We start from the raw sequence: 20,391 nt of genomic DNA on the forward strand, positions 1-20,391 counted from the left end.
CTGTAAACTATATATACATCAAGTGGCGCCTTTCCATCGAAAGGCGCCTGTTTTTTGGAGGAAATTATGTTTGATCCAACTGCTTTTGACAATTTAAAAGTAATCGTAGAAGGTGCTGTGTATGATTTTGATCTACATGGAGATATTCTTGTAACAGATCGAAAAGATATGATGGATCTTGCTTCATTAAGTCGTATATATCATATCTCATTTCAATTAACAGAACCGTTTGAACCATTAGTAGAAGCAACATTTTCATTATCTGTGGATGCAAAGAACTTGTCTGGTGAAATACTAGAAGTGCCTCAGTTTACACCAGGTTGTGAAATGAAGCTAGCATTTTCATTCCCGTTAGAACAACCAGAAGTAAAATGCGAAGAAATTGAAACATTAATGCGTTCTATATGGGGAAAAGAAAGAATGATTATGCAGAAAGTTTCATACGAATATAATAAGCAAGCGATTTCATATCATAATAAGGTAGAGGTTCTATTTCAAAAAGCGATTACAGAAGACCATGTTGATGATTTAATAGCTGTTATTTCACACATGATAGAAACGGTGCGAACAATACAGCATTTTCTTCAAAAATAGAGATAAAGGAGAAAAACAAATGATAAAAGATATGCAACCATTTTTACAACAAGCTTGGGAGAAGGCTGGTTTTAAAGAGTTAACTGAAATTCAAAAACAAGCGATTCCAACTATTTTAGAAGGACAAGACGTTATAGCTGAATCTCCAACTGGAACAGGAAAAACATTAGCGTACTTATTACCACTTTTACATAAAATTAATCCTGAAGTAAAACAGCCACAAGTTGTTGTTTTAGCGCCAACACGTGAACTTGTAATGCAAATTCATGAAGAGGTTCAAAAGTTTACAGCAGGAACTGAAATTTCAGGTGCATCTTTAATTGGTGGTGCAGATATTAAGCGCCAAGTTGAAAAATTAAAGAAACACCCAAGAGTAATTGTCGGTTCACCAGGCCGTATTTTAGAATTAATTCGTATGAAAAAGCTAAAAATGCATGAAGTAAAAACAATTGTATTTGATGAGTTTGATCAAATTGTAAAGCAAAAAATGATGGGCGCAGTGCAAGATGTAATTAAATCAACGATGCGCGATCGTCAATTAGTATTCTTCTCGGCGACAATGACAAAAGCGGCAGAAGATGCGGCACGTGATTTAGCAGTTGAACCACAATTAGTACGTGTAACACGTGCAGAATCAAAAAGCTTAGTTGAGCATACGTATATCATTTGTGAGCGACGCGAAAAAAATGATTACGTAAGAAGAATTATGCATATGGGCGATGTAAAAGCAGTTGCTTTCTTAAACGACCCATTCCGTTTAGATGAAATTACTGAGAAATTGAAATTCCGTAAAATGAAAGCGGCGGCTCTTCATGCAGAAGCAAGTAAACAAGAGCGTGAAGCGACAATGCGTGCTTTCCGCGGAGGGAAATTAGAAATTCTACTTGCTACTGATATTGCAGCGCGCGGTATCGACATTGACGATTTAACACATGTAATTCACTTAGAATTACCAGACACAGTAGACCAATACATTCACCGCTCAGGACGTACTGGACGTATGGGTAAAGAAGGAACTGTCGTATCTCTTGTAACTCCACAAGAAGAGCGCAAATTACTGCAATTTGCGAAAAAACTAGGCATCGTATTTACGAAGCAAGAAATGTTCAAAGGATCATTCGTAGAAACGAAACCGAAAGCACCAAAGAAAAAGAAACCAGCATTTACTGGGAAGAAAAAGCCTAGATAAATGATGGAGAAGGCGTAACTATTTGTAGTTACGTCTTTTTTGTTTGTAAACAAGTGATAATGGGAATTGTATTAGTGTTTTTAATGTGCCTATCATATATATGCTTCTACTGGGAGTATCGAAAAAAGGGTAGTTTATTTATTTGGTTTATACGAGGAAATAATATAAAAAAGTCGAATATTAAAATGATGCGAAATAATAAAAAGAAGGTACACATATGGATAGGAAATTAGGAATGTTTTTGAATACAAAATATATTGAAGTAAACGAAGGAATACAAAAAGCAAGGGAATGGGATTTAGAATATATTCAATTATATGCTATGAATCCGACTTTCAACTTAGCTAACATCTCAAAGAAACAATGGAATACATTAAAAGAAAACTTATCTTTTAATGAGATTCAAGTCCCGTCATTAGCAATTAGCTTCGGAGAAAATGGAATAATAGGAACTGAAGCTGAATGTGTAATAGAGAGTTTTAAATATATTACTGATAAAGGGTTAAGGTTAGGAGCTAACATAGTAACAGCCCATATTGGGAAAATCCCTGATGATGAAAATAGTGAGTACTATGATAAAATGCTACGTGTTTGTAATGAAATAGGGGACTTAGCGTTCAGATTTGGAGGATTCTTCGCCATTGAGACGGGATCTGAAAAAGCAATAGTATTAAAACGATTTTTAGAAACTGCAAACTCGAAAGGACTAGCTGTTAACTTTGACCCAGCAAATTTAATAAGTGATGTAAATGAAAATCCGGGAGAAGGTTTATTACTATTAAAAGATTATATAGTACAAACTCATATTAAAGATTGTAAAGAAGTGAAAAGTGATCGTTCAACTAAGTATATAGAAGTCGCAGCAGGGAATGGTGAAGTAGATTTCGATATATTCTTCAAAGTATTAGATAAAATTGGATTCGACGGATATAACATGATTGAAAGAAATGATTATTTTGATGAACTGGATGGGATGAGTCAGTCGATAAATTTTGCAAAGAAGTACATACCAACTCAAAAGGAATAACGATAGTATTTGTAGAAAGCTACATAGAATATAAAAACCATTAGGGGGAAATGTAATGATCCATAAAGTAGGACAAATTATGTTATATGTAAATAATCAAGATGAGGCAGTAAATTTTTGGACGGAGAAGGTAGGGTTTCATGTAGTTGCAGAGGAAGATAATAAGCAAGGAATGAGATGGATTGAAATCGCTCCGAAAAGCGGTGCGGAAACGAGCATTATATTACATAATAAAGAAGTTATTTCGAAAATGAGCCCAGAATTGAATCTTGGTACACCGTCTTTAATGTTCTTCTCAGAAAATCTTGATCAACTATATACAGATTTAACAAATAAAAATGTTACTGTTGGAGAAATGGTAACCATGCCTTCTGGTAAAGTGTTTAACTTTGCTGATAGCGAAGGGAATTATTTTGCGGTTATGGAGAAGAACCAATAATAATATTGCTATGTGAAAATCCCCCTCAAATATATTTGAAGGGGATTAAATTTTTGAAGTGGATTTTTCATTAGAGAGTTGTTTAATAAAAAATACTCCTTTTTCAATAGCTGTCTCAATATAGCCAACGATTTGGTCAAACGTAAATACTTGTAAGTCTTCATGCAAATGTTGCTTTGGATACAACATATCTTCAAAAAGATACTTTCGAAAAGCTAAAACGTTTTCTTTAGAAACCTCTTCAATATCCACAATGTGAGCCTCTTGATTGAGAAGAGAGAAAAGCTGTTGTTCTTGATCGTAATGATGAAGCAACTTTGCATTTAACAATTTAAAATCGTTATAGTACAGGGGTGCGATAGTTTCGTCATTCTCTATTCTATTTTTTAGCCAAGGTAGAAAAAATCCACTTAGCCAATTATCATCGGCAATGAGGTGGGTATAATAGCCTAAAATAAATGGGGAATCTATATGTGATTCATATTTATGAAAAAATGAATCATAATCTATTCTTCTCGTATAGTTCTTCGTTGTACCGGCATAAAAATGTGAGGTTCCTTTTTCTTTTTTTGAATGAACAGCATCAGGGGCTACAGCTCCAAGTAAGAAAGAAGTCTTATCGTGAATTGATAGTTTCTCAGCAATACCACTAGCGATAATAACATGCATAATTCGTGATCCCATGAATGCCACCTCTGTTTCCAGTATTCATTTCAGGAAGAGGACTAAACGGTTAGTATTACTTTCCCTGTACTTTTTCTACTTTCGACCCATTCATGTGCTTTCCCTGCATTTTGAAGTGGAAAAGATTTCGTAGCCTTAATTTGTAAACGTCCGTCACGCAAATAACGGAAAACTTCATTTGCAGTTTCTTGGAGCAGTTCAGGACGCTTTTTTCGTGTGTTTCCAAAGCTAAAACCGAGTATAGAGCGGCAACTTGCATGTAAATCTTTCGTTTGAAAGTTACCAATTTCACCGCTAGCATTACCGAAATGAACGAGGCGACCGTAATAAGCAAGGCAGTTTAAACTTCTTTCAGAAACCGTTCCAGAAATAGAGTCTAAAATTACATCAACCCCTTCACCATTTGTCAGTTCATTGACTTTCTCTACAAAATCTTCATCTTGATGACAAATAACATAATCAGCTCCAGCATCTAAAGCAATTTCTTTTTTTGCTTCACTTCCGACAGTGCCTATAACTGTTCCAGCCTCTAATAGTTTAGCAAGTTGAATAGCAGTAGTGCCAATTCCGCCAGCAGCCGCATGAATGAGTACAGATTCACCTTGTTGAAGCCTTGCAACATTTGCGAGTAAATTATAGCTTGTAAAAGATACGATTGGACAAGCGGCTGCAGTTTGAAAGTCAACTTCATGGGGTAATACGAAAGTAAGATTTTCATTTGCAACAACGTATTCTGCGTAAGATCCATTTTGAGGAAAAGCAATGACACGTTGTCCAGGGTGAATATTTTTCACATGAGAACCGACACGTTCTACAATACCAGTGGCATCTATACCTGGAATAAAAGGTAGTGCTTTATTTCCTTTTTTACCATAACGTAATTTAATATCAGCGAAATTTACACTAGTAGCAACAACGCGAATTAAAACTTGATCTTCTGAAATAGCCGGTATATCCAAATCTGTATATTTCATCACTTCAGGACCACCGAACGACGTTACAACGATAGCTTTCATCATATATCCTCCTAAATTTGACTATATAAATTATTTTAAATCTTTATCAGAAATTGGAAAATTATATAATAGTTATGTGTGGTTATAAGTGAAGCTTATGAACTCAATGAATCATAATATTAATTTATATAAAAAAACTTTAAAAAAATCGAACGAAATATGAATTACCTGCCAATATATAGTGTAAGACAAAGGAGGGCTGGAATATGAAGGGTGAAATAGATTACGCACATTTAATCCAATTAACTTTATCAGGAAATAAAGAAGCATATAGCAAGTTGTATGATAAAACGATTCAAGAAGTATATAAAACAGCACATTTTTTAATAGAGGATAAAACGGATGTAGATGATGTCGTTCAAGAAATATACATACAACTATATGAATCGCTTCGTAAGTATGATAGCGAGAAGCCATTTCGTCCTTGGCTAATTGGACTTGCGATTAAACAAATTCACTCTTATAGAAGAAAGAGGTGGATGCGACTACGAATTATAAAAAAAGCAGAAGAGCAAAGAAAGTCAGTGCAAATTGATTTTTCTAACGATGTTGTAAGTAAAATATCAAACCAAAAACTAATTGAACTCATTCATAAATTACCGTATAAATTGAAACAAGTTATTATCTTAAGATACTTACACGATTATTCACAAGAAGAAGTAGCACAAATATTACATATTCCAATTGGTACTGTGAAATCTAGAATTCACGCAGCATTAAAGAAACTACGTCAAAAAGAGCAAGTAGAAGAAATCTTTTTAGGAGAGGTAGGGAATGTGAAATGAGTTTAGATTGTAGAGTTAGAGAATCTATACAAGAAGAATCGAAGGGAATTGTTGCCCCGCCGGAGTTAAAAGAAAAAGTAATTGTTCAGATTAAAATGAATCGCGGAGGGAACAAAAGGAAGAAGCGTCTTATTGCAGGAGTGCTTGCGGCAGCATTTTTAATCCCGACGACTGGTTTTGCGTATCAATCTATTATGGCGGATGGTATATACGGATCTTTCGAGAATTTAAAAAAACATGCCGGAACGATGACATTAGAGGCGTATATGCGTTTTAGTGCAAAATTATCAGAGGCGAAAGATGAAATGGGTACGAAGGAATATGAAGAGTTTACAAAAGAACTAAAAAAATTAACAAATGCAAAACTTACGTACGGAGATTCGAACGGTAATATTGATTATGATCAATTATCACCAGCAAAAAGAGAAGAAATGAAAAAGGTAAGTATGGGTCTTCAGCCATACTTTGATAAATTAAATGGTCATAAGTCTAGTAAAGAAGTATTAACACAAAAAGAGTTTGACCGTTATGTGGAAGCTTTAATGACATATGAAATCGTACAAGTGAAGACAAAATCAACTGGTGGGATGAAAGTAGAAGAAGTACCTGAGGCGTACAAAGAAAGATTTATTCAAGCGGAGCAGTTTATGGAGTATGTAGATGAAAAGGTGAGATAAGTAAAAAGCTCAATGCTTTAGCTTTGAGCTTTTTTATTAAAACAAAAAAAGAGTGTTCAATTATATTTTTTCATATTTGCAGTATCTTTTTGTATAAAACAATCTAAAAGTGAATAACCAGCTATTAAACTAATTATCGTAACAAAAGTTGTATTTATTAGAATAATATTAACTAAATAAGGTAGGTATTCTGCAAGTGGTGAAAAGAGTAGTGCTGGGGAAAAGGAAATGAATAGTGTAGGCACTGTAATAGCAATAAATTTATCCGGTTGAAAGCTCCAGTTTTGTTTACTTGTTTCGCGATTAATAGATTGAAGGAATCGTAATAAAATGCCAACTATAAGAGGGAAGAGTGTAAAGTAGAATAATCTTGGATAAACGTTAAAGTTCACTTGCGTGTCTGTATCTAAATAAAATTGAATTTTTACTCCTACAAATAATAATAAGACGATAAATAATGTAAAGCAGAGGTATAGCATCACTTTTTGCATTATATTCCACCATCCTTTACTCAAAATATATTCAAAAAAAGAAGAGATATACAATAACTACTGTTGTATATCTCTTCTTTTACTGTTAGTTAATAGTGGAGTTTGCTTTTTCTTGCTTCGTGAAATAATCAATAATGCCCATTGCACTAATTTCTATATCTAGATGTAAAATATTATAAACGGAATGATCTGATGGAACGTTTAACTTTGTAAGATGAGAAGAGATTTTATCCATTAACAAAGTTTGTAAAGCTTTAGTCGCTTCATCGAAATCATTATACTTTTCAAAGACTTCCTTACCAGTCTGAACGAAAATAGGTAGCCAATGTTCCAGTTGATTGTATACTTCTGTAACATGAGAGGATGCGCCGTAATGACCGAAATAAATAGTATCTACATCCATACTTTGAATATGATTTTTAGAAGCAATCATCGCATCTGGTTGAAATTGTGAAGGGGACGTTGATGGTAGATACAGTTCTACACCAACGTTTGCGAGTTCTCTATAATAAATTCCAATTGTATCACCAGTGAAAATCCCGTTTGTTAATGAATCGTGAATGCTAATATGGTGCTTAGCATGCCCCGGTGTATCGTAAAATGTAAGGATACGTTCTTCGGCAATTTTTAACGTATCACCATGTTGTACAATACGAACACGTTCTTCTTCTATAGGAAGAATTGGATCAAAGAGTTTATCGAAATCTTCTTTGTAGACAGCTTTTGCACCTAAAATGAGTTTTGTTGGATCAATCATATGACGAGCACCACGAGAATGCACATATAACGTAGCATTTGGGCACTTCTCCATCATTAAACCAGCTGCGCCAGCGTGATCTAAATGCACATGTGTAACGATAATGTTTTTAACATCGTTTAAATCAATATGTAATTGTTGTAAGCCGTCTAAAATATACGGAAGAGAAGGGGCTGCACAAGTTTCAATTAAAGTAATATCGTCACCTAATAAAACGTACGTACCTGTTCGTTCATTATGCTGTAAATCGAAATCATCAATAAGATATAGGTGAGAAGATAATTGCTCTACTTTTTTCATATTTACCACTCCTTATATACTGCATGTTTCTATTATACGATAAAATAGAAAAAAGGCAGAAAACGAAGCTCGTCTTCTGCCTTTTTGTAATATTATTATTTCGTTTGTTGTTTATTAATAGACATAATGAACAGTCCAACAATCCCGCCTACTAATGGAAGCATAATTTCTCCTGCTAAATTAAAGTAGGAGCTTAAGAATAAACCATTTACATCGATTACCCAGCCAGTAACATACAATAACATCATATATAGTACGAAATAAAACTCGCGATTTGAAATCGTTTCATGTTGTGCAGTTTTCATAATGGACACCATCCTTTTCTTTTATAATGGAATATAAACTGTCACATTTTGTTCACATTTCAATTGTAAAACTTTCCATCATAAAAGTCTAGTAGTATGTGTCGAATTTTGAACGAAAATAAAGCGCTATCATTATATCTTATAAGTACGTAATAAGAGATGTATATTCACGAATGTAGTATAGTATAAACATAGAATGATAGTGAAGAGAGGGGCAAAGACAATGACAGTTTATGATTTTTCAGCTAAAACAATTACCGGTGAAGAAAAATCGTTAAAAGATTACGAAGGAAAAGCACTTCTTATTGTAAATGTAGCTAGTAAATGTGGTTTCACACCGCAATATAAAGGATTACAAGAGGTGTATGATAAATATAAAGACCAAGGACTTGAAATACTCGGATTCCCTTGTAACCAATTCGGCGGACAAGAACCAGGTACAGAAGCGGACATTACTAGTTTTTGTGAATTAAACTACGGTGTAAACTTTCCAATGTTTGCAAAGGTTGATGTGAAAGGTGATAAGGCTCATCCTTTATATACATACATGACAGAACAAGCACCAGGTTTACTCGGTATGAAAGCAGTGAAATGGAATTTTACGAAGTTTTTAATCGGAAAAGACGGGAAAGTAGTAGGGCGTTTTGCGCCGCAGACGAAGCCGGTAGATTTAGAGGTTGAGATTGAGAAGGTACTTGGAGAATAATTAGGAGTTTCACTTTATTAAAAAACGTCTCAAAGAACAATGTAGTTCTTTGAGACGTTTTCTTTAAACTCACATTTTCAAGATTAAATTACTGTATCAAAGCCATCTGATTTAGGTAGAGAAGCTGCTTTTTTCATAAGCACTTCCCATAAGTGTACGGATTTCTTCCATTCTGCTGCAACCTGCCCCTGTTTATACATAGCATTCTCATAACTGGCAGTAAGTTGTTGCATATCGGCCGAGTTGTAAAGTGTATCGATATGGAGAGCGTATTCTCGGAATGTTTGACTTTCACCCCGTGGCATGCCAATTCTCGCAAATTGTTTTAAAAGTGCACCGTAAGCTTTTTGATAAACAGCATCATCTTTTCGGTATTTATAGAAATGAATAATAAGAAATGTCCTCCATATCATTCTAGTGGTGAAGAGAATGTATCCCATAATACTAATTAGTATCGTAGAGAGGAATACGTACCACCAAGAAAAACTAGTTTGAGAATTTGTGACCTTTTTAGTAGAAGCTTCTTCTGTATTTTCTATTAAACTTTTAAGTTTTGCTTCATTATTTCGTTGTTGTATTTGCGTGTTATTAGAATTATTTGCTTCGCTATTTTGTGAAATAGGAGCAGGCGTATTATTTATAAAATTATAGGGATTAGTAAATCCTTTTGTTGGTTCGAATGGAATCCATCCGTATCCTGGGAAATATACTTCGACCCAAGAGTGTGCGTTATCGTTCGTGATTGTATAAACATCCTCACCTTCTGCAGAGGCAAGTGTATTGTCAAGAGTTCCTTCTGTATAGCCTTTTACCCAGCGAGCAGGAATCCCGGCAGAACGAAGTAGTACAATCATAGACGTCGAAAAATTATTACAGTAGCCGCTTTTTGTATCGAAAAGGAATTGATCTACATAATCTTGGCTTTTGGCAGGGAATAAGACATTCGTTGATTCGTATGTAAAAGAGTTGTCTGTAAAGTAATTTTCAATAGCTAATACTTTATCATATCGGTTGTCTTTATCATTTGTAAGATTGACAGCCAAGTCTTTTATGCGCTGTGGTAATGACTTGGGAAGTTGTGTGTACTTTGTCATAAAATAAGGATTTGTTTCTTGACCTTCATTTGTTTTTACAGCTTTCAAGTTTTCTATGGAAAACTCAGGGATCTCATATGTTACTTTATACGAATGTAAAGTAGTAGAAGAGTCTCCATTCATTGTATAAATTTTTTCTGAAAACGGGTCAACACTGTATGATACATCAGAAGCAGCCTCAACTGATACTAATCCTGCTGGATAGGTAAGGTGAGGGTAACTTTTTTGCATGGTAATTGTTGCCTCAGTCGTTTTCATTTTTGTATTTTGTTCGTACCAGCTTACGACGTCGTTTTTATTTTTAAAAGAAATCTTTTTCGGATTTTCAGAAATTTCCCAGCCTTTTCCTGTATAAAAATCTTTTGTTTCTACTCTCCAATATTGTTTGTTTTGCGTTCGTGCTGTGAAAACAATTGTAGGATCCGCCTTAAAAGGACCGCCTAATCGCGAGTCATCTAAACCATACCCAATTGTAGAAACTTTTTGCTCTTTACTTGCTTCAGATGTGTTGAATTTTAAAAAATCCATTGGGTTTGGCCATTGAGGGCCAAATTTTGGAGCAAAGTATGCAATGGTTGCTAATAATACGATAAATATTGTAAGTGGTCTAAGTAATTTTGAGATTTCTCTAGCATAATTTTGTAAGTGTTCACGTTCTTTTATTCGTTCTACTTGAAGAAGACTAAGCATAAAAAAGCCGATGACAACAGTACGAATAATAGCGTAGTTTGCATTGTATAAATGTAAGTTATGAAAAGTTGCGATATAAATAATAGTCAATACAAGGAATAGAAACCCACGTTTTTTATGAATAATCCAAAATGAAGTGAAAGAACTCAAAAACCAAAATGAGAGAAAAAATAAAACCGTCGGAAAAACTGGAGAAATATCTAGTAAATTCCCTTGGAAAAACAGGGAGGAATTTCGAAACATATCAGAAAAGAATGTTGTTAGCCAAGATGGATTTATAAAAGCATTTTTATAATATAGGGAATGAATGATAAATAAGACTGTGACAATTTTTATAGGAATCTGCCACCTCGTTTGAAAAAAAGAGAGAGCGAAGCAAATTCCTATAAATGTTACGAAAATATCTAATCTACCTACATTTGTAATACCTATAAGAGGTCTTAGCCATTCTAGTAAAAGAAGAAATACACATGCATGCATGAAGAATCTGTTCGTATCCCACTTGTATTTTGCTTGTAATAGCATCATTTGCTCACCTCAAAAAACACGTTTGTATACCGGTTTTCATAAACCGTGTTTACAAATATTTGTCGTTTTTTTAGAGTTTCTAGTATACTGAGTTCTCGGTGTGAAAGTTGATTCGCTTTTTCTTTCACGACAAAAACCATACATTTTCTATTTCTTATAGCAGCACAATCAGCCGCCTTTTGAATATCGGGAGAAAGATTACTGGTCACGAGTATAACCGTGACGGGCTCATAAATTTTTCTTAGTTCCATGTCTACACTCTGGGAGAGCGGAAATACACTGTCTGCTTGTACTTTTGCTAAATGACAAAGGATTTGTTGTAACTGCGTATCTCCATTGTCTAAAGGGAAAATAGTTTGTTCTTTTCCGATAGAAACGAATGATGCTGGTGAATTTTGTTTCAAGACAGCCCTTACGATAGAGGCAGTAAATGTGACGACTGATTCGAATAGAGGAGACTCGGTTCTGTCTATGAATATCATGATATTATGGCTGCGCTGTTGTTCAAACTCTTTTGTCATAATATTGTTTGTTCGTGCAGTTGCTTTCCAATCAATCCATGAAAAGCGATCACCAGGTTTATAGTCTCTGACACCGACAGAGATTGTAGAGTCTTTTGCTGAATTTATATTTGCTGAAAGCGCTCCTTGTTCGAAATGATTTTCCAATTGTCGATACGCTATATCTACATACTGGGGATAGACTAAAAATGTATTTGGAACTGAAAAAGTTGCTTCTTTCTCTATCATGCCGAATAAATCGCCGGTTTTGACACGTACGCTTGAAAAAGTGTGCTCGCCTCTAGGGATTGTGTCAATAACATATTGAAACGAAATATTTCGTTCCAATCCTGGGAAGAGTACTACCTTATTCATCTTTATTTGTTTACAACTTATAAATTGTGGTGGCAGTTCATCTTCTATAACTAAATAAAGTAAGGGAAAAGGAAATTTTCTTTTTATTGTAATCGTGCTTACAAATTGTTCTCCTACTACATATCCATTCTGGTTTGTTATTCGCTTTACTTCAGCGTCCCGTAAAGCGTAGAAGGGGAGTAGTAGCGAATAAAGAGCAATGGGAATTATGCTGTAAAACAAAAACCAACTGACAAACCCGCCTTGAAACATAGCGTACATAAATGTTAAGACTAGGCATAAAGGGAGTAGCGATAACTTCATAACGTGATATAGCGCTCGCAGCATTCGTTTCATCAAGGGTTCATCGCCCTTTGAGTAGGCACGGTAGTTCGTGCAACGATTTTTGCGATAACTTGTTCGCCAGTTATTCCTTCAAATTTTGCTTCCATTTTTAGAATGAGCCTATGCGCTAAAACGTAAGGAGCTAAAAGTTTAACATCGTCTGGAATAACATAATTTCTGCTATGGATAAATGCATAAGCTTGTGAAGCTTTCATTAAAGCAATTGAGCCACGTGGACTTGCACCTAGCTGTATAGAACTGTACGTACGAGTCTGATTAACAAGCTTTACAATGTAATGCTTAATTGCTTTGTCCATACTTACTACCCGTACGCTTTGTTGTAAATAAAGTAATTCTTCTATTGTAGTAATGGTCTGTAATTGAGAGAGTGGATTCGTTTTTTCCATCCGGTTTAAAATTTCAAATTCTTCCTCTGGTGTAGGATATCCCATTTTTAGTTTCAATAAGAAACGATCGAGTTGAGCTTCTGGTAGAGAATATGTTCCTTCATATTCGACCGGATTTTGTGTAGCCATGACAAAGAACGGCTTTGGTAAAGGTCTTGTAATACCATCTATTGTAATATTGCCTTCTTCCATACATTCAAGTAAAGCAGATTGTGTCTTTGGAGATGTACGATTAATTTCATCAGCAAGTACAAAATTCCCCATAATTGGTCCAGGCTTGAACTCAAATTGGAGCTCTTTCGGATTATAAATAGAAACTCCTGTTACATCTGACGGCAATAAATCAGGTGTAAATTGAATTCGCTTATAATCAGCATCAATGGATTTAGAAAGAGCACGTACTAGCATTGTTTTTCCGACACCAGGAACATCTTCTAATAGCACATGACCTTCAGCTAAGAGAGCTGTCAAAACTAAGATGGTTTCTTTTCGTTTTCCGACCATTATTTTTTCAATATTATTGATTATTTTTTCTACAGTGGGATGTAATGAATCAAGCTGGGGCATCGTAATCCTCCTAATGTTATTATCGTTTTCTAATCAATTTAGTGGACATATTTCTAATTCTATATGTAGACAGTAAAGGTCTACCTTAAATTCTGAGAATATTCAGATTATTTATTTCGATTACATCTAGTATAATTGTTTCCGTAACTAAGGGCAATACAGTAAATAATGATTTGTAGTTTTATGTAAAATCAGACTCGATATAAAATAATAACATTGGGAAAAATTTTTTTACATACAATTTATACTCTTTTCCTTATAGCAGTTTTGAAATAATATCAAAACTCTTTTTCTTTTGCAAAATAGTCGATACCTCAAAATACCATTCTCCTAATAATCACGATTAACCATAACCTTCACAACGGAACAAAAGGTTTTCTCACAAACTTATTCTCTAATAAATTTTTGACAATCTCTTGAACTGTGCGAAATGTCACATCTGTATTTTACAACCTCTCTTATAGTAAGGGTATGTAAGAGAGACGTATTAAAGGAGTGAACAGTATGAAGAAAAAAACTTCAGCACTAATGAGACGTTTAAAATATTTTTCACCAATAGATCGTTATAACGATAATCATACACAAGAAACATATGAAGATCGCGAATGGGAAAATGTGTACAGAAAGCGTTGGCAGCATGATAAAGTAATTCGTTCTACACACGGCGTGAACTGTACTGGTTCATGTAGCTGGAATATATATGTGAAAGATGGAATTGTAACTTGGGAAGGGCAGGAGCTTAACTATCCGACTACAGGTCCTGATATGCCAGATTTTGAACCGCGAGGATGCCCACGTGGAGCAAGTTTTTCTTGGTACATTTATAGTCCACTTCGTGTGAAATACCCGTATGTACGTGGTGTTCTTTGGAATATGTGGCAAGAAGAATTGCAAAATAACGAGTCACCATTAGAGGCTTGGAAAAGCATTGTGGAAAACCGTGAAAAGGCACGTACGTATAAGCAGGCGCGTGGTAAAGGGGGATTCATTCGTGCGAATTGGGATGAAGTATTACAACTCGTTTCAGCCTCTCTACTTTATACAGTAATTAAATACGGGCCAGATCGAAATGTTGGCTTTTCACCAATTCCAGCTATGTCGATGTTAAGTCATGCTGCTGGTAGTCGCTTTATGCAACTTATGGGTGGACCGATGCTTAGCTTCTATGATTGGTATGCGGATTTACCACCAGCTTCTCCTCAAATTTGGGGCGATCAAACAGATGTACCGGAAAGTAGTGACTGGTATAACTCTGGGTACATTATGACATGGGGTTCAAATGTACCAATGACGAGAACACCAGATGCACACTTTTTAGCAGAGGTTCGATATAAAGGAACGAAAGTCGTTTCTGTCAGTCCTGATTTCGCTGAATCAACAAAGTTTGCGGATGATTGGATTAGTGTGAAACAAGGTACAGACGGTGCACTTGCGATGGCAATGGGGCATGTAATCTTACAAGAATTTTACGTAGATAATCAAGTGGAATATTTCACAAAGTATGCGAAGCAATATACTGATTTTCCTTTCTTTGTCACATTGAAACAAAAAGGAGATCAATTCGTTGCTGATCGGTTCTTAAATGCTTCTGATATTGGACGAGAAACGAAGTTAGGGGAATGGAAACCTGTTCTTTGGAACGAGAATACGAATGATTTTGCAACACCTCACGGCACAATGGGGTCACGTTGGGATAATGAAAAGAAATGGAACTTGCGTTTAGAAGATGAAGAAACAGGTGAAAAGATTGATCCACGTCTTTCTTTACTTGGAATGGAGGATAGTGTTCAAACTGTACAAATTCCGTACTTCTCTGATGATGGAAACAAAATATTAGAACGTACGATTCCAGTGAAAAAGGTTATGACAGAAGAGGGCGAATTGTTCGTTACAACTGTATACGACTTAACGTTAGCAAATTACGGTGTGAACCGCGGGCTTGGCGGACAAGAACCGAAAGACTTCAATGATGACATACCGTTTACACCTGCATGGCAAGAGAAAATGACAGGAGTAAAACGTGAGCTTATTATTCAAATCGCTCGTGAGTTCGCACAAAATGCTGTTGATACGAATGGTCGCTCAATGATAATTGTCGGAGCGGGTATTAACCATTGGTTTAACTCTGATACGATTTATCGCGCCGTTTTAAATCTTGTTCTTCTCGTTGGAGCACAAGGTGTAAACGGCGGTGGTTGGGCTCATTATGTTGGTCAAGAAAAATTAAGACCAGCAGAAGGATGGCAAACAATCGCGATGGCAAAAGATTGGCAAGGTCCACCGAAATTACAAAACGGTACATCCTTCTTCTATTTCGTAACAGATCAATGGCGTTATGAAGATACACCTGTTGGACATTTAGCATCACCAGTTGAAGGTAACTCTCGTTATCAACATCACGGTGATTACAACGTATTAGCTGCACGACTTGGCTGGTTACCTTCTTATCCAACATTCGAGAAAAATGGAATTGAATTATATAAAGAGGCTGTTGCTGCTGGTGCAACAACGCAAGAAGAAATCGGAAAATATGTTGCACAAAAATTAAAAGAAAAAGAACTGAAATTTGCGATTGAAGATCCAGATAACAATAACAACTTCCCGCGCAATTTATTCGTATGGCGTGCGAATTTAATTTCGAGTTCTGGTAAAGGACATGAATATTTCTTAAAACATTTATTAGGTACAACAAACGGGTTAATGAATGACGACAGTGATTCATTACGACCAGAAGAAATAAAGTGGCATGAAGAAGCGCCAGAAGGGAAGCTTGATTTACTCATTAATTTAGATTTCCGTATGGCTGGAACAGCACTGTATTCTGATATCGTCTTACCTGCTTCAACTTGGTACGAAAAACACGATTTAAGCAGTACAGATATGCATCCATTTGTACATCCATTTAATCCGGCAATCGGTTCACCGTGGGAAGCGCGCTCTGACTGGGATATTTTCACTTCACTTTCTAAAGCTGTGTCAGATTTAGCGAAGAAAATTGATCTTGAACCAATGAAAGAAGTTGTTGCAACACCACTTCTTCATGATACACCGCAAGAATTAGCGCAACCACTTGGCAAGATTAAAGATTGGAGTAAAGGTGAATGTGAACCAATCCCGGGTAAAACGATGCCACAAATTCACGTTGTTGAAAGGGATTATAAAACGATTTATGACAAAATGACTGCGCTTGGACCAAATGCCGGAAAACAACCGATTGGTACGAAAGGGATCTCTTGGTCAGCAGAAAAAGAGTATGAGCAATTAAAGAGCAAATTAGGAGTCGTTCGAACGGATTCTATCGCGAAAGGTTGTCCAGACATCAAAGAAGCAATCAATGCTGCTGAAGCGGTATTAACACTATCTTCTACAACAAACGGTCATATGGCAGTAAAAGCATGGGAAGCACTTGAAAAACAAACAGATTTAAAACTACGTGATTTAGCAGAAGAACGTGAAGAAGAATGCTTTACATTCGAACAAATTACAGCACAACCGAAAACAGTAATTACTTCTCCGGCCTTTACAGGTTCAGAAAAAGGTGGACGACGTTACTCACCGTTTACAACAAATGTGGAACGTCTCATCCCTTGGAGAACGATAACTGGTCGACAATCTTTCTACTTAGACCATGACATGATGAAAGAATTTGGTGAAACGATGGCAACATTTAAACCAATTCTGCAACATAAACCGTTCCGTAAATCACGACCTGAAGTAGAAGGGAAAGAAATTACATTAAACTATTTAACACCGCATAATAAGTGGTCGATTCATAGTATGTACTTCGATTCATTACCGATGTTAACGCTATTTAGAGGTGGTCCAACTGTTTGGATGAATAAAGAGGACGCTGCTGAAGCGGGTGTTGCAGATAATGATTGGATTGAGTGCTTTAATCGTAACGGTGTTGTTGTAGCGCGTGCTGTTGTAACGCACCGTATACCGAGAGGAATGGCATTTATGCATCATGCGCAAGATCGTCACATTAACGTACCTGGTACGAAATTAACAAGTAATCGCGGGGGAACGCATAATAGTCCAACTCGAATTCACGTAAAACCGACACATATGATTGGTGGATATGGTCAATTAAGTTATGGATTTAACTATTATGGTCCAACTGGGAACCAGCGTGATTTAAATGTTGTAATCCGTAAACTGAAGGAGGTAGATTGGCTTGAAGATTAAAGCACAAGTCGGAATGGTAATGAACCTAGATAAATGCATCGGCTGTCATACTTGTAGCGTAACATGCAAAAACACCTGGACAAATCGTCCAGGTGCTGAATATATGTATTTCAATAACGTAGAAACGAAACCAGGTATTGGTTATCCGAAACAATGGGAAGATCAGGAGAAATATAAAGGCGGCTGGGAATTGAAAAATGGTGAAATTCAGCTAAAATCCGGTTCGAAAATGAAACGTCTTATGAATATTTTCCACAATCCAGATCAACCAACGATTGATGATTACTTTGAACCTTGGAACTATGATTATGAAACGTTAACAAATAGTCCGCAGCGTAAGCATCAGCCAGTTGCTCGTCCGAAATCAGCAATTACAGGCGAATTTATCGACAAAATTGAATGGGGTCCAAACTGGGAAGATGACTTAGCAGGCGGACATATAACTGGATTGCAAGATCCAAACGTAAAGAAAATGGAAGAAGAAATTAAAACAGATTTTGAAAACGTCTTTATGATGTATTTACCACGCATATGTGAACATTGTATGAATCCATCTTGCGTATCATCTTGTCCATCTGGTGCGATGTATAAGCGTGAAGAAGATGGAATTGTTCTTGTAGATCAAAATGCATGTCGCGCATGGAGATTCTGCGTATCATCTTGTCCATATAAAAAAGTGTATTTTAACTGGCAAACGAATAAAGCTGAAAAATGTACAATGTGCTTCCCACGTATTGAAGCTGGTATGCCAACAATTTGTTCAGAAACATGTGTAGGACGTATCAGGTATATTGGAGTAATGCTATATGACGCTGATAAAGTAAAAGAAGCAGCTTCTGTTGAAGACGAAAAAGATTTATATGAATCGCAGCTTACTGTTTTCCTAGATCCAAATGATCCAGAAATAGCAGCTGAAGCGAAAAAACAAGGCATTCCTGAAGAATGGATTAAAGCAGCACAACAGTCACCTATCTATAAAATGATTATCGATTGGAAAATTGCTCTGCCTCTTCACCCGGAGTATCGTACAATGCCGATGGTTTGGTATATCCCTCCGCTTAGCCCAATTATGAACATGGTGGAAGGGAAAGGTAGTAACTGGCAAGCAGAAGAGGTTTTCCCTGCAATTGATAATATGCGTATTCCAATTCAATATTTAGCGAATTTACTCACTACAGGGGATGAATCACACATTCGTCTTACATTGAAAAAAATGGCTGTTATGCGAACATATATGAGAGCACTGCAAATTAATAAAGAGCCAAATGAAGCTGTATTAAAAGAACTTGGTTTAACGAAACAGGATGTAGAAGATATGTATCGTCTTCTTGCCATTGCGAAATATAAAGATCGCTTCGTTATCCCGACATCTCACCGTGAACAAGTGGCAGATTTATATAGCGAACAAGGAAGCTGTGGTTTATCATTCACAGGTGGTCCAGGCTCTTGTATGACAATTTCTTAAATAAAGGGGGCAGAAAATTATGAGACAAAGTTTACAAACAGCTTTTTCTTGTTCTTCTTTTCTTCTCTCCTATCCTGAACTAGGGTGGAGAGAAGCTGTAACTGAATTGCAAGAAGAGGTTGAAACAATAGAACAGGAAGACGTTAAAGCGTCACTTACAGCCTTTATAAAGCAAGCGCTAGATAAAACGAATGATCAACTCATTGATAGTTACGTATATACATTCGATTTTGGTAAGAAAACAAATATGTATCTTACTTATATGAACACTGGTGAACAAAGAGAAAGAGGTATTGAATTACTGGAGTTAAAACAGCATTATAAAAAATCTGGTTTTGAAGTAACAGATAAAGAATTACCTGATTATTTACCGCTATTGCTTGAGTTCTTTGCAAATGCAAATGAGATAGACAGTGAACCAATTATGAGTAAATACACGGAGAATATACAAGCGTTACACGTTCAATTAAAAGAAGCAGACAGTATGTATGAACCAATTCTTGCGGCTGTTCTACTCGCTATCGAAACATGGGGTGTACAGACAAATTAGAAAGGAGAGTTGTTAAAATGATGGATCAATTTCTATGGGTATTGTTTCCCTATATCATTTTTGCAATCTTTATCGGTGGACATATTTTTAGATACAACTATGATCAATTTGGATGGACATCAAAATCTAGTGAACTATTAGAAAAGAAGATGCTCCGGGTCGGGAGTCTATTATTCCACTTTGGGATCATGTTCGTAATTGGCGGTCATGTTATGGGAATTTTAATTCCAGAAGCTGTATACCGTTCAATAGGTATCTCTGAGCATATGTATCATGTAGTAGCAATTAGTTTCGGACTTCCGGCAGGTGTTGCTTCTATTATCGGTTTAATTATATTAACGTACCGCCGCGTAACTGTAAAACGTATCATTGCAACGAGTACAAAGGGAGATTATATTGCGCTTATTTTATTACTTATCGTAATGCTAGCAGGGCTTTCTTCAACATTTTTAAATATCGATTCAAAAGGATTTGATTATCGTACAACGATTGGCCCTTGGTTCCGAAGTCTCTTTATTTTCCAACCGAAAGTTGAATATATGATGGAAGTACCAATATGGTTTAAAATTCACATTCTCGCAGGGATGGGGCTTTTCGCAGTGTGGCCATTTACAAGACTTGTACATGTATTTAGTGCCCCAATTAAATATGTAAGCCGTAGTTATGTGATTTACAGAAGACGTATTCCTAATGAGTTGAAAAAATAATACTGCTGTAAACGGATAGGAGCTAA

19 protein-coding genes are annotated in these 20,391 nt (G+C 35.9%); 11 read left to right on the top strand and 8 right to left on the bottom strand.

Going from position 1 to position 20,391, the window contains the following annotated elements; translation table 11 throughout:
* Positions 1-66: 66 nt before the first annotated feature.
* From HFD78_RS14065 to HFD78_RS14080, 4 genes are all read left to right on the top strand, one after another.
* Complete coding sequence (locus HFD78_RS14065; RefSeq protein WP_000460219.1) at positions 67-594, top strand: hypothetical protein; 528 nt, start codon at positions 67-69, stop codon at positions 592-594.
* A 19-nt stretch (positions 595-613) separates the two neighbouring features.
* Positions 614-1,783 carry a DEAD/DEAH box helicase gene (locus HFD78_RS14070; protein ID WP_000588613.1) on the top strand — a complete coding sequence of 390 codons (1,170 nt, stop codon included), beginning with the start codon at positions 614-616 and terminating at the stop codon, positions 1,781-1,783.
* 217 nt (positions 1,784-2,000) lie between these two features.
* Positions 2,001-2,810 (top strand): sugar phosphate isomerase/epimerase family protein, encoded by an 810-nt coding sequence (locus tag HFD78_RS14075; protein WP_000375224.1) that lies wholly within the window; start codon positions 2,001-2,003, stop codon positions 2,808-2,810.
* A gap of 55 nt (positions 2,811-2,865) precedes the next feature.
* On the top strand, positions 2,866-3,249 hold the full coding sequence (locus HFD78_RS14080) for a VOC family protein (RefSeq protein WP_000581467.1): 384 nt from the start codon (positions 2,866-2,868) through the stop codon (positions 3,247-3,249).
* A gap of 45 nt (positions 3,250-3,294) precedes the next feature.
* On the opposite strand, the gene HFD78_RS14085 is transcribed toward HFD78_RS14080, so the two are convergent.
* Together HFD78_RS14085 and HFD78_RS14090 are read right to left on the bottom strand one after the other, a co-directional pair.
* Complete coding sequence (locus HFD78_RS14085; RefSeq protein WP_000535630.1) at positions 3,295-3,933, bottom strand: zinc dependent phospholipase C family protein; 639 nt, start codon at positions 3,931-3,933, stop codon at positions 3,295-3,297.
* Between the two features lie 41 nt (positions 3,934-3,974).
* Positions 3,975-4,949: a quinone oxidoreductase family protein gene (locus HFD78_RS14090; RefSeq protein ID WP_000644627.1), complete on the bottom strand. Its 975-nt coding sequence runs from the start codon at positions 4,947-4,949 to the stop codon at positions 3,975-3,977.
* Between the two features lie 206 nt (positions 4,950-5,155).
* Here HFD78_RS14090 and HFD78_RS14095 point away from each other — a divergent pair, with 206 nt between their 5' ends.
* Both HFD78_RS14095 and HFD78_RS14100 read left to right on the top strand, forming a co-directional pair.
* Complete coding sequence (locus HFD78_RS14095) at positions 5,156-5,734, top strand: sigma-70 family RNA polymerase sigma factor (protein ID WP_000675563.1); 579 nt, start codon at positions 5,156-5,158, stop codon at positions 5,732-5,734.
* Positions 5,731-6,411 (top strand): DUF3600 domain-containing protein, encoded by a 681-nt coding sequence (locus HFD78_RS14100; protein WP_000050697.1) that lies wholly within the window; start codon positions 5,731-5,733, stop codon positions 6,409-6,411. Before HFD78_RS14095 ends, HFD78_RS14100 begins: the two co-directional genes overlap by 4 nt.
* A gap of 56 nt (positions 6,412-6,467) precedes the next feature.
* Here the strand turns inward: HFD78_RS14100 and HFD78_RS14105 are convergent, their stop codons facing one another.
* From HFD78_RS14105 to HFD78_RS14115, 3 genes are all read right to left on the bottom strand, one after another.
* Positions 6,468-6,902 carry a hypothetical protein gene (locus tag HFD78_RS14105; protein WP_001174544.1) on the bottom strand — a complete coding sequence of 145 codons (435 nt, stop codon included), beginning with the start codon at positions 6,900-6,902 and terminating at the stop codon, positions 6,468-6,470.
* Between the two features lie 85 nt (positions 6,903-6,987).
* Entirely contained in the window at positions 6,988-7,959 is a 972-nt protein-coding gene (locus HFD78_RS14110; protein ID WP_000754970.1) for an MBL fold metallo-hydrolase, read from the bottom strand.
* A 95-nt stretch (positions 7,960-8,054) separates the two neighbouring features.
* Positions 8,055-8,264: a DUF3925 domain-containing protein gene (locus HFD78_RS14115; RefSeq protein WP_000844984.1), complete on the bottom strand. Its 210-nt coding sequence runs from the start codon at positions 8,262-8,264 to the stop codon at positions 8,055-8,057.
* A 223-nt stretch (positions 8,265-8,487) separates the two neighbouring features.
* Between HFD78_RS14115 and bsaA the strand changes: the two genes are divergently transcribed.
* The gene (gene bsaA, locus HFD78_RS14120; RefSeq protein WP_000219434.1) at positions 8,488-8,970 is read left to right on the top strand and encodes a glutathione peroxidase; all 483 of its coding nucleotides are present in this window, start codon (positions 8,488-8,490) and stop codon (positions 8,968-8,970) included.
* 83 nt (positions 8,971-9,053) lie between these two features.
* Here the strand turns inward: bsaA and HFD78_RS14125 are convergent, their stop codons facing one another.
* From HFD78_RS14125 to HFD78_RS14135, 3 genes are read right to left on the bottom strand one after another with little or no spacing between them, the layout of a single operon-like run.
* A complete protein-coding gene (locus HFD78_RS14125; RefSeq protein WP_002103009.1) occupies positions 9,054-11,282 on the bottom strand; it encodes a transglutaminase TgpA family protein in 2,229 nt (742 codons plus the stop codon).
* Entirely contained in the window at positions 11,279-12,493 is a 1,215-nt protein-coding gene (locus HFD78_RS14130; RefSeq protein ID WP_000827545.1) for a DUF58 domain-containing protein, read from the bottom strand. Before HFD78_RS14130 ends, HFD78_RS14125 begins: the two co-directional genes overlap by 4 nt.
* A complete protein-coding gene (locus tag HFD78_RS14135) occupies positions 12,493-13,455 on the bottom strand; it encodes an AAA family ATPase (protein WP_001135817.1) in 963 nt (320 codons plus the stop codon). Before HFD78_RS14135 ends, HFD78_RS14130 begins: the two co-directional genes overlap by 1 nt.
* A gap of 504 nt (positions 13,456-13,959) precedes the next feature.
* Here HFD78_RS14135 and HFD78_RS14140 point away from each other — a divergent pair.
* From HFD78_RS14140 to narI, 4 genes are read left to right on the top strand one after another with little or no spacing between them, the layout of a single operon-like run.
* Positions 13,960-17,643 (top strand): nitrate reductase subunit alpha, encoded by a 3,684-nt coding sequence (locus HFD78_RS14140; protein ID WP_000730780.1) that lies wholly within the window; start codon positions 13,960-13,962, stop codon positions 17,641-17,643.
* Positions 17,633-19,108 carry a nitrate reductase subunit beta gene (gene narH / locus HFD78_RS14145; protein ID WP_000692665.1) on the top strand — a complete coding sequence of 492 codons (1,476 nt, stop codon included), beginning with the start codon at positions 17,633-17,635 and terminating at the stop codon, positions 19,106-19,108. The genes HFD78_RS14140 and narH overlap by 11 nt, the downstream gene beginning before the upstream one ends.
* 19 nt (positions 19,109-19,127) lie before the next feature.
* The gene (gene narJ, locus HFD78_RS14150; protein ID WP_001249923.1) at positions 19,128-19,658 is read left to right on the top strand and encodes a nitrate reductase molybdenum cofactor assembly chaperone; all 531 of its coding nucleotides are present in this window, start codon (positions 19,128-19,130) and stop codon (positions 19,656-19,658) included.
* A gap of 17 nt (positions 19,659-19,675) precedes the next feature.
* Entirely contained in the window at positions 19,676-20,365 is a 690-nt protein-coding gene (gene narI, locus HFD78_RS14155) for a respiratory nitrate reductase subunit gamma (protein WP_000969225.1), read from the top strand.
* Positions 20,366-20,391: the final 26 nt, after the last annotated feature.

Origin of the sequence: Bacillus sp. EKM501B (assembly GCF_011800505.1) — a bacterium.
In the GTDB taxonomy this organism is placed as follows: Bacteria; Bacillota; Bacilli; order Bacillales; family Bacillaceae_G; genus Bacillus_A; species Bacillus_A cereus.